Origin of the sequence: Bacillus sp. HNG, from assembly GCF_003400205.1 — a bacterium.
Classification (GTDB): domain Bacteria; phylum Bacillota; class Bacilli; order Bacillales; family Bacillaceae_L; genus Ferdinandcohnia.
Map to the genome: position 1 here is coordinate 160,065 of NZ_QUQV01000007.1, position 14,800 is coordinate 174,864.

Annotated in this window: 17 protein-coding genes and 2 pseudogenes; 12 read left to right on the plus strand and 7 right to left on the minus strand. The window is 37.9% G+C overall.

The features are described 5' to 3' along the window. The first annotated feature begins 192 nt into the window (after positions 1-192). Positions 193-1,095 carry a lipoyl synthase gene (lipA, locus tag DZB84_RS14370; RefSeq protein ID WP_116352959.1) on the plus strand — a complete coding sequence of 301 codons (903 nt, stop codon included), beginning with the start codon at positions 193-195 and terminating at the stop codon, positions 1,093-1,095. 228 nt (positions 1,096-1,323) lie between these two features. On the opposite strand, the pseudogene DZB84_RS14375 reads toward lipA, so the two are convergent. Beyond that, positions 1,324-1,968, minus strand: a pseudogene (locus DZB84_RS14375) (YhcN/YlaJ family sporulation lipoprotein); the annotation flags it as partial. Positions 1,969-2,075: 107 nt separating this feature from the next. On the opposite strand from DZB84_RS14375, the gene DZB84_RS14380 reads away from it, so the two are divergent. Continuing rightward, positions 2,076-2,363: a YutD family protein gene (locus tag DZB84_RS14380; RefSeq protein ID WP_116352961.1), complete on the plus strand. Its 288-nt coding sequence runs from the start codon at positions 2,076-2,078 to the stop codon at positions 2,361-2,363. 25 nt (positions 2,364-2,388) lie between these two features. Here the strand turns inward: DZB84_RS14380 and DZB84_RS14385 are convergent, their stop codons facing one another. Beyond that, positions 2,389-2,619 (minus strand): cytosolic protein, encoded by a 231-nt coding sequence (locus tag DZB84_RS14385; RefSeq protein ID WP_116353042.1) that lies wholly within the window; start codon positions 2,617-2,619, stop codon positions 2,389-2,391. A gap of 111 nt (positions 2,620-2,730) precedes the next feature. After that, positions 2,731-2,997, minus strand: a complete 267-nt coding sequence (locus tag DZB84_RS14390; protein ID WP_116352962.1) for a DUF3055 domain-containing protein — start codon at positions 2,995-2,997, stop codon at positions 2,731-2,733. A gap of 157 nt (positions 2,998-3,154) precedes the next feature. Here DZB84_RS14390 and hepT point away from each other — a divergent pair, with 157 nt between their 5' ends. Together hepT and DZB84_RS14400 are read left to right on the plus strand one after the other, a co-directional pair. After that, complete coding sequence (gene hepT, locus DZB84_RS14395) at positions 3,155-3,592, plus strand: type VII toxin-antitoxin system HepT family RNase toxin (RefSeq protein WP_116352963.1); 438 nt, start codon at positions 3,155-3,157, stop codon at positions 3,590-3,592. Between the two features lie 18 nt (positions 3,593-3,610). Then, a complete protein-coding gene (locus tag DZB84_RS14400; protein ID WP_116352964.1) occupies positions 3,611-4,381 on the plus strand; it encodes a TIGR01457 family HAD-type hydrolase in 771 nt (256 codons plus the stop codon). Positions 4,382-4,564: 183 nt separating this feature from the next. On the opposite strand, the gene DZB84_RS14405 is transcribed toward DZB84_RS14400, so the two are convergent. Together DZB84_RS14405 and DZB84_RS14410 are read right to left on the minus strand one after the other, a co-directional pair. Continuing rightward, positions 4,565-4,774: a hypothetical protein gene (locus tag DZB84_RS14405; protein WP_116352965.1), complete on the minus strand. Its 210-nt coding sequence runs from the start codon at positions 4,772-4,774 to the stop codon at positions 4,565-4,567. 94 nt (positions 4,775-4,868) lie between these two features. After that, entirely contained in the window at positions 4,869-5,369 is a 501-nt protein-coding gene (locus DZB84_RS14410) for a phosphatidylglycerophosphatase A family protein (RefSeq protein WP_116352966.1), read from the minus strand. Between the two features lie 140 nt (positions 5,370-5,509). Between DZB84_RS14410 and yutH the strand changes: the two genes are divergently transcribed. The 5 genes from yutH (at position 5,510) to thrB (ending at position 11,053) form a co-directional block, all read left to right on the plus strand. Continuing rightward, positions 5,510-6,523, plus strand: coding sequence for a spore coat putative kinase YutH (gene yutH / locus DZB84_RS14415; RefSeq protein ID WP_116352967.1), 1,014 nt, complete (start codon positions 5,510-5,512; stop codon positions 6,521-6,523). Positions 6,524-6,567: 44 nt separating this feature from the next. Then, on the plus strand, positions 6,568-7,557 hold the full coding sequence (locus tag DZB84_RS14420) for a 2-hydroxyacid dehydrogenase (protein ID WP_116352968.1): 990 nt from the start codon (positions 6,568-6,570) through the stop codon (positions 7,555-7,557). A 226-nt stretch (positions 7,558-7,783) separates the two neighbouring features. Next, entirely contained in the window at positions 7,784-9,082 is a 1,299-nt protein-coding gene (locus DZB84_RS14425; protein ID WP_116352969.1) for a homoserine dehydrogenase, read from the plus strand. Continuing rightward, the gene (thrC, locus tag DZB84_RS14430; RefSeq protein WP_116352970.1) at positions 9,079-10,146 is read left to right on the plus strand and encodes a threonine synthase; all 1,068 of its coding nucleotides are present in this window, start codon (positions 9,079-9,081) and stop codon (positions 10,144-10,146) included. Before DZB84_RS14425 ends, thrC begins: the two co-directional genes overlap by 4 nt. Then, entirely contained in the window at positions 10,136-11,053 is a 918-nt protein-coding gene (gene thrB / locus DZB84_RS14435; protein ID WP_116352971.1) for a homoserine kinase, read from the plus strand. Before thrC ends, thrB begins: the two co-directional genes overlap by 11 nt. 107 nt (positions 11,054-11,160) lie before the next feature. Here thrB and DZB84_RS14440 read toward each other — a convergent pair. Beyond that, positions 11,161-11,382: pseudogene (locus DZB84_RS14440) on the minus strand (NifU family protein); the annotation flags it as partial. Between the two features lie 216 nt (positions 11,383-11,598). Between DZB84_RS14440 and DZB84_RS14445 the strand changes: the two are divergent. After that, a complete protein-coding gene (locus tag DZB84_RS14445; protein ID WP_116352973.1) occupies positions 11,599-11,928 on the plus strand; it encodes a YuzD family protein in 330 nt (109 codons plus the stop codon). Between the two features lie 624 nt (positions 11,929-12,552). Here the strand turns inward: DZB84_RS14445 and DZB84_RS14450 are convergent. Next, a complete protein-coding gene (locus DZB84_RS14450) occupies positions 12,553-13,620 on the minus strand; it encodes an NAD(P)/FAD-dependent oxidoreductase (protein WP_116352974.1) in 1,068 nt (355 codons plus the stop codon). 199 nt (positions 13,621-13,819) lie between these two features. Here DZB84_RS14450 and DZB84_RS14455 point away from each other — a divergent pair, with 199 nt between their 5' ends. Continuing rightward, positions 13,820-14,056 (plus strand): YuzB family protein, encoded by a 237-nt coding sequence (locus DZB84_RS14455; RefSeq protein WP_116352975.1) that lies wholly within the window; start codon positions 13,820-13,822, stop codon positions 14,054-14,056. A 251-nt stretch (positions 14,057-14,307) separates the two neighbouring features. Beyond that, positions 14,308-14,673 (plus strand): HesB/IscA family protein, encoded by a 366-nt coding sequence (locus tag DZB84_RS14460; protein ID WP_116352976.1) that lies wholly within the window; start codon positions 14,308-14,310, stop codon positions 14,671-14,673. Positions 14,674-14,800 lie beyond the last annotated feature (127 nt).

Below are 14,800 nucleotides of genomic sequence, written 5' to 3' on the forward strand. Positions count from 1 at the left end.
AAGACATCTATGTTCACGATTAAGACAATATATTTTTTCAAAAGAACTCTTCCTTGTTAGTTTGGTAAAACATTTTATTTTCATAATAACTAATTGTTGGAAGCTTGACATTTTACGAATTATGCTAATCCTTGGATTCTTCATTACTTTAGGAGTATAATAGGGATAGCCTTTGCAATGGAGTGATAAAGTATGTCTAACAAAGAGGAATATCTTCGAAAGCCTGAATGGCTAAAAATAAAACTGAATACGAATGAAAGCTACACTGGCTTAAAGAAAATGATGAGAGAAAAGCAATTACATACCGTTTGTGAGGAAGCAAGATGTCCAAATATTCATGAATGTTGGGCTGTTCGTAAGACGGCTACATTTATGATTTTAGGTGATACTTGTACTCGTGCTTGCCGCTTTTGTGCGGTTAAGACTGGGCTTCCTAATGAATTGGACTGGAAAGAACCTGAGCGCGTTGCTGATTCTGTCGCTACAATGGGATTAAAGCATGTCGTAATTACAATGGTTGCACGTGATGACTTGAAGGACGGGGGAGCAGCGGTATTTGCTGAAACCGTTCGTGCGATTCGTAAAAAGAGTCCATTTACTTCAATCGAAGTATTGCCATCTGATTTGGGTGGGGTGTACGATAACTTAAAAACATTAATGGATGCAAAGCCGGACATTCTAAATCATAATATCGAAACTGTTCGACGTTTATCTGACCGCGTTAGAGCAAGAGCAAAATATGAGCGTTCACTCGAATTTTTACGTCGTGGAAAAGAAATGTATCCAGATATCCCAACTAAATCAAGTATTATGATTGGTTTAGGTGAAACGAAGGAAGAAATTATTGAGACAATGGACGACCTTCGTGCAAATAACGTAGATATTATGACAATTGGTCAATACCTACAACCAACAAAGAAACATTTAAAAGTTCAAAAATACTACCATCCTGATGAGTTTGCTGAATTAAAAGAGATTGCCTTAAGTAAAGGCTTCAGCCATTGTGAAGCTGGTCCACTTGTACGTTCTTCTTACCACGCAGACGAACAAGTAAATGCGGCAAAAGCAAATCAACAACTTAAACAACAAGCATAAAAAAGGGGGAGCCCCCCTTTTTTTGTTGTCTGTCATAAATTGGTGAAGTACAACCTTCGAGTCCTTCATCAATTTTTCAAACTACTGGGATCCTTTTCTTAAAAGGTCTTTTGCATCATCCCTCTTTTGATCTTCATTTCCTTTATTTCCAGTTGTCCCTCTATTTCCGGTGTCGTGGATATCTCCACCTTCAGTACCGGTGCTTGGGTTTTTTAGGAAGTCTTGATTTTCCCTAGCCTTACGCTCATATTCAGGGTTTAATCCACCTTCCATTTCACCATTTTCATTTTCTCCATCACTTACCTTGTAACCTTGTGGAGATTTTATCATTTGTTGGATTGTAGATGTTATAATCTGATCGACATTACGACTGTCAGAATCTAGTCTTCCGAATCTTTCAATTTGACTCATCATGTCCGGATCATCAGAGACGTATACATGATAAAACCGTGGGACAACGGAAAGAGCAGAACGTTTTACTTGGTCTGCCGTTAAGTTACGGTCCTTTGAATCGGTATCATACACAACAAGAACCTCTTCATCCGTAACTAGTGTCGCTACGTCATTAACATCCGGGATGTAGGTACAGATTTTACTAATCAAATCCGCTACTTTTTCGCGATCCATTGCTGGCATATTAGTGTAAACATTTGCCTTGCCAGGGACTGGATTTTTTTGGTGACGAACGTAGCCAAAGTTCGTCATTTCCTTGCCATTGTTTTTAACACCGTTTTTATTATAAAGCTCATTTTGGTCAATACGATTGATGGTATTTCCACTTTCATGGAACACTCCTGCATTATCGTCAGAAGCACCACAGCCTGTTAGTGCTGATAAGGCAATTAAGCCTGAGATGATTGTATACTTTTTCAATCTTGACACCCCCTCAATTGTAGGTTGACCAATTCAACGAAAATTTCGCATAGTAATTGATGGGTTGATTGGCTATAATGGATATATAATAAGGGGTGTGAACAAAAGTGATTAGTATCAATAACAGTACATATGAGCTTGTGGATGAGCTAAAAAACGGATTTGATGAAGAGGCCTTCCGGGCAAGATATAGCGACATCCTTGCGAAATATGATTATATAGTCGGAGACTGGGGTTATGAACAGCTTCGTTTAAAAGGATTTTTTGATGATAAAAACCAAAAAGCATCCTTTGATACAAAAATCAGTACCCTTTCCGAGTATTTATACGAGTATTGTAATTTCGGTTGTGCCTATTTTGTTCTAAAAAAGGTAAAAAATAAAGTACAGGCATAGTACCTGTACTTTTTTCATGCATTTATTAATCATAAGGGGGTTCGGCATTTTCATCCTTGTCATCATGTGGAGGATGAGCACCTGGAAATTGGCGTGGTAAGTCTTGGTGAAGAGACTTAAATTCGTAATTAAACGGTGTATAATATCGTTGGCCCTTTTTCCAAGGTGTACTTTTGTTTTCAACAGGTGCTTCCTCACCGCCTGGAGCACCAGTAGGACCTTCAGGAAATTCCTCAGAAGTGAGAAAGTCTCTCATCGTCTCCACATTCGAAAAGTCCGTATACCTTATTTCTTCCTTATCTTTTTCAGCCACCTGTAAAACACCTCACTTTTTATCTATAGTGTTTTCAGGGATTCCACAAATATGTTAGACAATTTCATACAGAAAAGAGCGTAATTCCTCCGCTTCTTCCTCTGAGAGTTGGAAAGCGTGTTCAATATAACCAGGTTCATCTAGATCATCTCTGCCGATAATGGCAAAGCGATTACTTAAAATATTTAATACAATATGCTTACCATAATAACGATCAGACTGAATAATCGCTAAATCATAACGTTGGTTTTCTCCCATAAAGCTTATAAATCGTGTTTGGGTGTCAACCGTGTCATCATATAAGAAAAAACGTTCAGACATAATGGATTCTCCTTTAAAAACAGTCGTTTACATTATCATAACAAAGGTATAGCAATTAGAAAACGAATTATTAAATCTGGTATACCATGTTTGATGATGAACTTTATGGTAAAATAATATGTGGTGTAATAAAGGATTATAAATAGAAGGTGATACTGTGTATTTTGTTGACCGGGAAAAGATTGAGAAGACCCTTCTTTTTTACGAAGAAAATGTAGATTTATTAGAATCGAAAACAAATTGGACAAGCACAATTGAAAAGAAGGCATTAGAGCGGATTTCCCAGCTTTTAATTGAAGCAATTTTAGATGTTGGGAATTCAATGATTGATGGTTTCATTATGCGTGACCCTGGTAGCTATGAAGATATTATTGACATCCTTGAAGATGAAAAGGTGGTTACAACTCAGGTTGCAAATGATCTAAAAGCAATCATTCGTTTCCGCAAAGTAATTGTTCAAGACTACCTTGAAATCAATCATGAAGAGATCATTTCAAGTTTCCAAAACCATAAACAAAGTCTAAACAGCTTTCCGGAAGCTGTTAGATCCTATCTAGAAAATGAACTAGGGCCTGTTTCGGCATTTAAAAACTAACAAAAGGTGATAGAAGTAGTGAAAACTTACAAAGGATATTTATTCGACCTAGATGGTACAATGTACCGTGGAACTGAGCGGATTCAAGAAGCATGTGATTTTGTAAATGCGCTAAATGAAAAACAAATTCCATATTTATTCGTCACCAATAATTCATCAAGAACACCAGAACAGGTTGCAGCAAAGCTTCGTGATTTTGATATTGCCTGTACAGAGGAACAGGTATTCACAACAAGCCAAGCAACTGCAAACTATATGTACGATCTAAAGCAGGGTGGAACGGTGTATGTGATTGGGGAGGAAGGAATTCGCCAAGCACTACAGGAAAAAGGATTCACAATTCAAGAAGAGAATCCAGACTTTGTTGTTGTCGGAATCGACCGTTCAATTACTTATGAGAAATTTACTCTTGCTTGTTTAGCGGTTCGCAATGGAGCAACCTTTATATCAACAAATGGTGATATTGCAATTCCAACTGAAAGAGGACTTTTACCAGGCAACGGTTCCTTGACTTCAGTTGTTGCTGTTTCAACAACCGTTCAACCGATATTTATCGGAAAACCGGAAAAAGTGATTATGGAGCAAGCCCAAAAGAAATTAGGAATTGCTAAAGAAGATACATTGATGATTGGTGATTATTATGACACTGACATCATGGCAGGGATGAATGCAGGAATTGATACACTTCTTGTCCATACAGGTGTGACAACTGCTGAACTTTTAAAAGGATATGACCGTCAACCGACTTACGCAATTAACAGCTTAAAAGAATGGATGGAACGAATATAAAAAGCGCTCAGGTTGAGCAAGAGTAGACAAAGTCAGTACTGACTTTGTCTACTCTATTTTTTACAGGATATTTAGTTATAAATTACGTTCCCAAGACGGTCTTGAAAACGCTTGTCAGACAAGGCGCGAAACGAAGTATGCGAGCGTTTGTCAACAGTCTGAAGCACTCAGGTTGAGCGCATTTTACATGGAAAGAATAAGCCCTGTTATGACACAAATGCATCCAATCCCCATCAGAATTGTTGATGTTTTGTAGCGTCTCGTCCAGCGGTTCACTATACTTCTATGTAGTACTTGGCTTTCAAGATTTTTTGCTTCTTTTTTTAATGAAAAGGTGATCATTAGCGCAATTGCTATAAAAATAAGGCCTAGAATTTTTAAAAATAGGTCCATATCACACCTCATTCTAACAAAACAATTTGTAAATTCAGTATACCATTATTATCCAATATAAAAAGACCAAATCGTTACAATTTGGTCTTTTCCTTTAATTTGTATTTGCTGCTCTATGTGCTAATCGACTTGATGCAGCAGCTGCGATTGCTCCCACAATATCATCTAAAAATGTGTGACATTCGCCAGTTGATTTGTCATTTAGCCGCTCCAAAATACCTGGTTTCTTCTTATCAATGTATCCGTAATTTGTAAAACCAATTGAGCCATATACATTTACAATTGAAAAGGCCAGGATTTCATCAACACCGTAGAGTCCCTCATCAACCTTAATAGTGGAAAGTAGAGGTTCCTCAAGTAAACCTTTTTCAGCAAGTTTATCTAATTGGATTCCTGTTAAGATTGCATTTTGAATTTCACGTTTCGTTAAAACGCGATCAACATTATGCACACATTCCTCCATTTTTAAGTTTGGGTGATATTTGCTTTGTAAAAAGTATACGAGTTCGGCAATATCCTGAATGGTAACGCCTCTTTCCTCTAACCATTTTCTAGCAGTTCGTTCGATTTCGTTTATTTTATTTTCTTCGCTCATCTGAATTCACCTAATTTCTAAGAATTTCAAAATAATTTGCTAATATTTACTAGTTTACCACAAGTAATAACGATTTGTTTCATATAGATGTTTTAAAGACTAATACGTAGTTACATAGTATGTGCGAGGGGTGATGATTTATGAAGGATATACTTAATGAACGATACAAAATAAAGGTGGACCGGTTCATAAAAGCATTTGGTTATGATGCGATCATCTATCGAAATATAATATATTGTATTGTGCCAATACCATATGTGGAACAAGAAGAACTGTATGAAATCAAACATCTTAGCGATTATATGATTCAAAAAGGCGATATACGTGTAGGCTCCATTTTACCCACAACAGATGGGAATTTAAGCACAACCATTCATGATGAAGAGGTTGTGCTTATCAGAATACCTGTTTATAGCCATCGGAATACGAATACAGTCGGGTATGAATTAGCGCGTTTTCATAAACGGGGCAGGAGCTTCCCATATCGGGTCAATAAGGTAAATCGAATTGGGCAATGGAAATTCCTTTGGGAGAGAAGATTGGATCAAATGGAGTTGTTCTGGAAGGAAAAAGTGAAACAACATCCACAGAACCGTTTTGAATCCTTATTTGTTGAAGCATTCCCATATTATATAGGGTTAACGGAAAATGCAATTCAATACCTCGTTGATACGGAAATGGACGAAACACCTTCAGCAATTGATTCAGCGACGATTTGTCATCATCGTTTTTCAGAAATGTCATGGGATAAAGAGTCATTTACGAAGCTCCCAACAGACTGGGTGTTTGATCATTGCACAAGGGACTTGGCTGAATTTATCCGTGATCAATATGCCAGTGGTGAAACAAGACAAAATGGGCAAATCCTCCATTTTATGAAAGAGTATGAGCGAGTCAGTCCGCTTTCTCCCTTTTCGTGGAGACTTTTATATGCCAGACTATTGTTTCCACTCCATTTTTTCGAATGTATCGAAGGATATTATATGACAGAATCGGAGAACAAAAAGGAAATCCAATTACAAAGATTAGATTCAATGCTAAAGCATTCAAGTGATCATGAACGCTTTTTAGCCACCTTTTTATCAAGTGTAGGAGCAGAACGAAAAAGACTAACAATTCCGAACATCAGTTGGCTTCAAAATAAAAATATATGATACTATAGAAACAGCACACGAATAATCTATATAAGAGGTATAAAATGATGAAGCCATATGTTTTTATTACAAGAAAACTATCCAATGAAGCCATTCAACCACTCATGGACATAGCTGAAGTACATATGTGGAACGAGGAAGAAAAGGCCGTTCCAAGAGAGGTACTTCTTGAAGAAGTAAAAAAGGCTGATGCTCTGTTAACCATGTTATCAGAAAAAATCGACAAAGAACTTCTAGATGCAGCACCAAAGTTAAAAGTAATTGCAAATCTTGCTGTTGGTTTTGACAATATTGACGTAGAATATGCGAATCAAAAGGGTATCGCTGTATGCAACACTCCAGATGTTTTAACCGACACAACAGCTGATTTAACCTTTGCTTTGTTGCTCGCAACTGCAAGAAGAATCGTTGAAGCAGCAGAGTTTGTAAAAAATGGTGAGTGGAAAAGCTGGAGTCCATTATTACTTGCTGGTCATGATGTTCACCATAAAACAATTGGGATTGTTGGAATGGGCAAAATAGGCGAGGCAGTAGCAAAGCGGGCGACTGGTTTTGAGATGGATATACTTTATCATAATCGTTCTAGGAATGTAATGGCGGAGGAACGTATTGGTTGTTCCTATGCAACCTTTGATGAGGTGATTGAGAACTCGGATTTTATCGTATGTTTAACACCACTCACGGAGGAAACTAGAGGCCTATTTAATCAAGAAAGCTTTAAGAAAATGAAAAAGTCTGCTGTGTTCATAAACGTTTCAAGAGGACCAGTCGTTGATGAAGAAGCACTGTATCAAGCATTGGTTGATGGTGAGATTGCAGCAGCTGGTTTAGATGTGTTCGCAAAGGAACCTGTGGATGCTTGTCATCCATTATTGACTTTACCAAATGTCGTAGCATTGCCTCATATTGGCTCTTCAAGTACGGAAACTCGAGTAGCCATGATGGTGCTCTGCTGTAAGAATATTGAACTTGTTCTATCCAATAAACAACCAAAGACTCTTGTTAACAAAGAGTGGGGACTGTCTGTAAAATGAAAAGATTTTCAAGGGCACCTTCGCGATGAAGGTGTTCTTTTTTATAGATGGAATGTTTTGAAAAGAATCTTTATTATAAAAAAATATCCTTTTATATCAGTCTGTTAAGCGTTTTCATAATGAATACTTGAAAAAAAGTACTTGTAAAAACAAAGTATCACTACTATAATGTCTTTTATAGGAAGACAAATGTATTTCTGGGAAATACAAGTGAGGCGGTAAGTAAATGAAAAGTATTTCGGTTGGACTATTAGGATTAGGTACGGTTGGTAGTGGGGTTGTAACGATTTTAAAAAATCATCAAGATAAATTAATGCACCAAGTTGGTTGCCCAATAGAAGTAAAGAAGGTATTAGTTCAAGATCTTCATAAACACCGATCAGTAGAAATTGATCCATCATTTTTGACTACAAATCCAAATGACGTGATTGAAGATCCTGAAATTGATGTAGTTATAGAGGTAATGGGTGGAGTGGAGGACACAAGACAATTAGTGCTTCAATCGCTACGTAATAAAAAACATGTTGTTACGGCTAATAAGGACCTAATGGCGTTATATGGCCCAGAACTTTTAAAGGTTGCAACTGAAAATGGTTGTGACTTGTTCTATGAAGCTAGTGTTGCAGGTGGGATTCCAATCCTCCGAGGTTTAGTTGATGGCTTTGCGTCTGATCGAATTATTAAAATGATGGGAATCGTGAACGGAACAACGAACTTCATATTAACAAAGATGAGCAAGTTTGGCAGTGCCTATGAAGAGGTATTGAAAGAAGCACAGGAACTTGGCTATGCGGAAGCCGACCCAACATCAGATGTGGAAGGACTTGATGCAGCAAGAAAGATGGCAATTCTGGCGTCCTTAGGATACTCAATGAATATTGAACTTAAAGATGTCCGCGTTCAAGGAATTTCGTCTGTAACAAGCGAGGATATTGAATATAGTAAACGTTTAGGCTATGTGCTTAAGTTAATTGGTACGGCCCATCGTAAGGGAGAGAAGGTTGAGGTAAGTGTACAACCAACACTACTTCCAGAATCACACCCACTTGCTGGAGTGAATGATGAATATAATGCGGTATATGTGTATGGAGAAGCAGTCGGTGAAACAATGTTCTATGGACCAGGAGCAGGTAGTTTACCAACTGCAACATCCATTGTTTCTGATTTAGTAGGGGTTATGAAAAATATGCGACTTGGGGTAAATGGTCGCAGTGCTGTATCACCTCAATATGAGAAAAAATTAAAAGAGGACTCTGAGATTTTCTCTAAATATTTCTTACGTATTCACGTAAAGGATCAAGTTGGAGCATTTGCAAAAATTACATCCCTATTCTCTGAACGTGGGGTAAGCTTTGAGAAAATTCTTCAATTACCGTTAAAGAATAAAAATGTAGCTGAAATTGTTCTTGTTACTCATGAAGCATCATTAAGAGACTACGAGGAAATTTTAGTACAGCTTAGAGATTTACAAATTATCCAAGAAGTGAAAAGCTCTTATCGAGTTGAGGGAGGAAACCAGGCATGAGATGGCAGGGGCTATTACAACAATTTCGTGAATATTTACCGGTAAATACAAATACTCCAATGCTTTCATTAAATGAAGGAAATACACCATTAATTCCACTTCATTCTATTTCAGAAGAGCTTGGTGTTGAATTATATGTAAAAGTAGAAGGGGCTAACCCGACTGGCTCTTTTAAGGACCGTGGAATGGTTATGGCTGTTGCAAAAGCGATTGAAGAAGGCAGTGATACCATTATCTGTGCATCAACTGGAAATACATCGGCAGCAGCGGCGGCATATGCAGCACGTGCTGGTCTTCGCTGTATCGTTGTTATTCCTGAAGGGAAAATTGCAATGGGGAAATTAGCCCAGGCAGTTATGTATGGTGCAGAGATTATTTCAATCGAAGGAAATTTCGACCATGCCTTAAAGATGGTTCGTAATATCAGTGAAACTGCACCTATTACTCTTGTAAACTCTGTAAACCCATATCGAATTGAAGGTCAAAAAACAGCTGCGTTTGAAATTTGTGTACAGTTGGACGGAGCTCCTGACGTATTGGCAATACCGGTTGGAAACGCTGGGAATATTACAGCATACTGGAAAGGGTTTAAAGAATACCATGAGCGTCATAATACAGGACTTCCTGAGATGCGAGGTTTTGAAGCAGAAGGTGCAGCAGCAATTGTAAAAAATAAAGTCATTGAAGAGCCTGAGACAGTTGCAACTGCGATTCGAATAGGAAACCCTGCAAGCTGGGATAAAGCCGTTGTAGCTGCAAGTGAGTCGAATGGAAAAATTGATGAAGTGTCAGATGCAGAAATCCTGGAAGCCTACCAATTATTAGCACGAAAAGAAGGCGTGTTTGCAGAACCAGGCTCTTGTGCATCCATTGCAGGCGTCATCAAGCAGGTTCGCAGTGGTGAAATTAAAAAAGGTAGCCGGGTAGTTGCTATCTTAACAGGTAATGGATTAAAGGATCCAAATATCGCCATTGAAGCAACTTCAATCAAGCCTGTTGTATTACCTAATGATGAAAAGGCTGTTTATGATCATATACGAGGAGCCGTTTTACATGAAGTTTGATCAAGCCTTTCAAATTAAAGTACCAGCAAGCACAGCAAATCTCGGACCTGGATTTGATTCATTAGGATTGGCGGTCAATCGTTATTTAACTCTTCAGGTCGAACCAAGCAATCAGTGGGAGTTTGTTCCGCAAACAGAAGAAATTGCTGACACACCAATAAATAAAGAAAATTTTATTTATCAAATAGCAGCGAAGGTGGCTACCATTTTCTCATGTGAGCTACCTCCCTGCAAGGTTCATGTACACAGCAATATTCCGTTAGCAAGAGGCCTTGGGAGTAGCGCAGCTGCCATTATCGCGGCAATTGAGCTTGTAAATGAGCTTGGTCAACTTCAATTAACCAATCAACAAAAGCTTGAATTAGCTTGTGATTTTGAAGGACATCCTGATAATGTAGGGGCTTCCCTATATGGGGGATTAGTCATTGGAAGTCATCGTGGAAGCGAGGACACCGATCTTATTCATGTGAGTGATCTATCTTTTGATATGGTCGTTGTCATTCCTCCATATGAGTTGAAAACGAAGGATGCTCGTAGTGTGCTACCAACAGAATTATCTTATCAAGATGCCGTAAAAGCTAGCTCTATCAGCAATGTGATGGTCGCAGCCCTTTTAACAAAGAACCTTGAGTTAATAGGGAAAATGATGGATCTGGATTTATTCCATCAAGCATATCGGGCAAAGCTGATTCCCGAATTCAACAGCATTCATCGAGTTGCTAAGAGAGCAGGGGCATTTGGTGTTGCCATTAGTGGAGCAGGACCAACTGTGATTTGTTTTACCGAAAGTGGACGAGGAAAGCAGTTGAAAGCAGACCTATCGCTTGTATTTGAAGGATATCAGGTAGAGGAAGTATCGATTGAGAAAAACGGCAGTAAATTAACTTCACTGTCGCTACATGAATAAAGAAGCGAAACTAACTAGGTTTTCGCTTCTTTAATTATTATTACCGCTAACCTTTAATAGCATAAAAAAACGCCTCAAAAATTTGAGGCATCGCATTGAATTATTTATTAAAAAACTTGTTCAACTTCGACTACACCTGGAACTTCTTCTAATAAGGCACGTTCAATTCCAGCTTTTAGTGTAATTGTAGAGCTTGGGCAGCTTCCACAAGCACCTAATAAACGAAGCTTAACAACACCGTCTTCTACATCAACTAAATCGCAGTCTCCGCCATCACGAAGTAAAAAAGGACGAAGTTTATCTAATACTTCTTGTACTTGCTCTTTGATATCCATTTGATTGACTCCTTTCCTCATACCTTTATAATTATTATAATCTGTTTACTGGAAAAAATCTATTAAAACCAAGTAATGCTTTTTTTCCAATATTTAATTACATACGTATATTGAGAAAATCCATGATGAATTCTTAATTACTTTCTATGTCCATTTTACCAGATTTTTAGTACAATGAAAAAAGATACGATTCGGGAAAGGGTGAAAGTGATGGAAAAGCAAAAAGTCGAAATCTGTGTATATGGTGCAGAAGTACTTTGCCCTAGCTGTGTAAATCTTCCTTCTTCGAAGGAGACGTATGAATGGCTCGAAGCAGCATTGAGTAGAAAGTTTCCAAACCAACCCTTCGACATTACACATATAGATATTTTTGATCCACCAGGGGACGAAGAGAAAAAAACATTTGCCACTCGAGTGATTGAGGAGGATATGTTTTATCCTGTCGTTGTCTTAGAAGGTGCTATTGTCGGAGAAGGCAGTCCCAAACTAAAAACGATTTATGCTGAGATGGAGAAATACGGGTATAAAGCAGCTGAATAGATGAATGAAAGGAAGGGAGAGTGATCTTCCTTGCTTTTTTTGTAGGGTAGAAAATGATTGAAGAACAAATTACTGCTCAATGAGTAGAACTTGTTCCGAGGCGGGGTGTCAAAGACAAAAAACTGATGTGAAAGTGCCAAAATGTCTCTGAAGCAGGTAGTCAAAGACAAAACATTGAAGCAAAAACACCTAAATGTCTTTGAGGCGATTTCTTAAAGTCAAATCACTGAAACAAAAGACCTGAAATGTCTCTGAGGTGTACTCTCGAAGACAAATCACTGAAGCAAAAGACCTGAAATGTCTCTGAAGCGAACTCTCGAAGACAAAACACAGAACCAAAAGACCTGAAATGTCTCTGAGGCGTACTCTCAAAGACAAAACATTGAAGCGAAAGACCTGATATGTCTCTGAGGCGTACTCTCGAAGACAAAATACTGAAGTGAAAGTACTGAAATGTCTCTGAAGCGTACTCTCGAAGACAAAACACAGAAAAGAAAACACCCAGATGTTTCAGAGGTGTACTCTCGAAGACAAAACTCAAATGAAAAAATACCCCCAGAACCACATTTTGTTTAATAAAACAAAAAATCGCGGTACCATTTGGTACCGCGATTTTACAATTAATTATCCATTATGATACTTATACATCCATAATACTCCGGATTTCAACATACGTGGCACACGTCCTGTGAGTGCACGTTCTGCTACTAAACCGAATCCTTCTTTTTTACCTAAGGAACCTAGTACACCTTTTAGCTTGATTCTAGGAAACTCCGTTGGTGGGGCCTCCCCTTTCCAGAGCTTTAAAAGAACCTGAACAATTTGCTCTGCCTGGCCTTCAGCAAGCTGGGCACTTGGTGCGTGAGGTAGACTTGCACAGTCCCCAACGACATAGACATGTTCATCATTCGGCAGGTTATGTTGTGGAGTTAAAACCACACGACCACTGCCGTCTTTTTCAACATCTAAGTCACGAACAACTTTATTTGGCTGAATACCAGCGGTCCAAACAACAACATCACTTTGAACAGGCTGGTCATTATTAAATAAGACGTTATCTCCAACTCTCGTTATATTTGAGTTATTAATGATCTCAACCTCGTTTTTATCAAACCAGTTTTCAACGTACACACTCAATTTTTCCGGGAAAGCCGAGAGAATATGCTGTCCTCTATCAAAAAGCTTAATTTGCAAGTCCGGTCTGCTTTCATAAAGTTCACTTGCTAGTTCAACCCCACTTAAACCTGCTCCTACAATCGAAACGGTTGCACCAGCGGGAAGATTATTAAGTTTTTGATAGGTTGCCCTCGCATTGTCAATCGATTGAATACTATAAGTGAATTCCTTGGCACCAGGTACATTATGATACTTATCCTCACATCCTAATCCAATGACTAGGTCATCATACTGTATTGGTTCTTCATCTCTCAAATGAACCAGTTTATCATTCATATCAATGCCAGTAACTTCCCCGAATTTTACGTGCAAACGTGGGTGTTCAGGAAATGTTACACGAACATGTGAATCGGAAATGGTACCTGCGGCAAGTGCGTAAAATTCCGTTTTTAAACTATGATAAGGTGCTCGGTCAATTAAGGTGATTTTAAATCCATCGGGTAATTGATTGGGCAGCAAGCGATGCAAAATTCGCATTCCCCCATACCCTCCACCAAGTATAACAAGATTTTTCATGATGATTATCCCCTTTTGTTCCTCTCTTTAGTTGAAACGATTTCATACTTTACATCCATTATATATTTGAATCTGTAATCCTTTTCAAAGACACATAAAGTATAGCGAAAATGTGACAAAATAACAACAGATATCAGCAAAATTGACGTATGGATAAAAAGAGAGTACGATAGGTAGTTGTAGTGAGGTGAAAAAACCAGTGAATCCTATCATTGAATTTTGTGTTAGTAATTTGGCGAGTGGCTCCGAGAAGGCAAAGGAAATCCTCGAACAAGATCCAAATCTTGATGTGATCGAGTATGGATGCCTAAGCTATTGTGGTCAATGTTTTGAGTCACTTTATGCTCTTGTAAATGGGGATGTAGTTACTGGTGAAACAGCAGAAGAGCTAGTTAAAAATATTTATACCTATTTAGAAGAGAACCCAATGTTCTAACATTAAATATATATTTCGAAAAAAGCAGTCACCATACTGCTTTTTCTTGTTTTTGACAAAAAGAAAACCCTTCATTAGATAATGAAGAGTTTCTAAAAAAACGGGGGATAGACCCATTGTGGTCAAAAAATTCTTGTTTTAAACTTAAAGAAAAAGAAAATTTTGTACGAAACGGATTATTTGTATCAAATTCAATTTAACATTATACTTATAGTAATAACCTGATTTTAAAAAAGAGGGAGGTTACGAGGATGACAGATCATGTCGTTAATATTTCCGAGGCAGCAGCTTTCCAAATTAAAGATATGATGAAACAAAATGAAGAAGAAGGATCCTTCTTACGTGTTGCTGTTAAAGGTGGCGGTTGTAGTGGGCTTTCATACGGAATGGGCTTTGAACAAGAAGAAAACGAACAAGACCTTCATGATGAACAACATGGAATTAAGATCCTCATCAATAAAGAAGATGCTCCGATTTTAAATGGTGTAAAAATAGACTTCAAACAATCCCTAATGGGTGGAGGATTTACCATTGATAACCCAAATGCTATTGCATCATGTGGATGTGGTTCTTCCTTCCGTACGGCTAAAGTATCTGGAACACCTGAAAATTGTTAAATAAAAAGTTAGGCTTAATTCGAGCCTAGCTTTTTTTATTCCAAATATGGCAATTTTTAGTCGATAAAATGACTTTTTTCTTACAAACGTCAAAAACTATTGTTTTTTTAATATTCTTAAGTTTTAA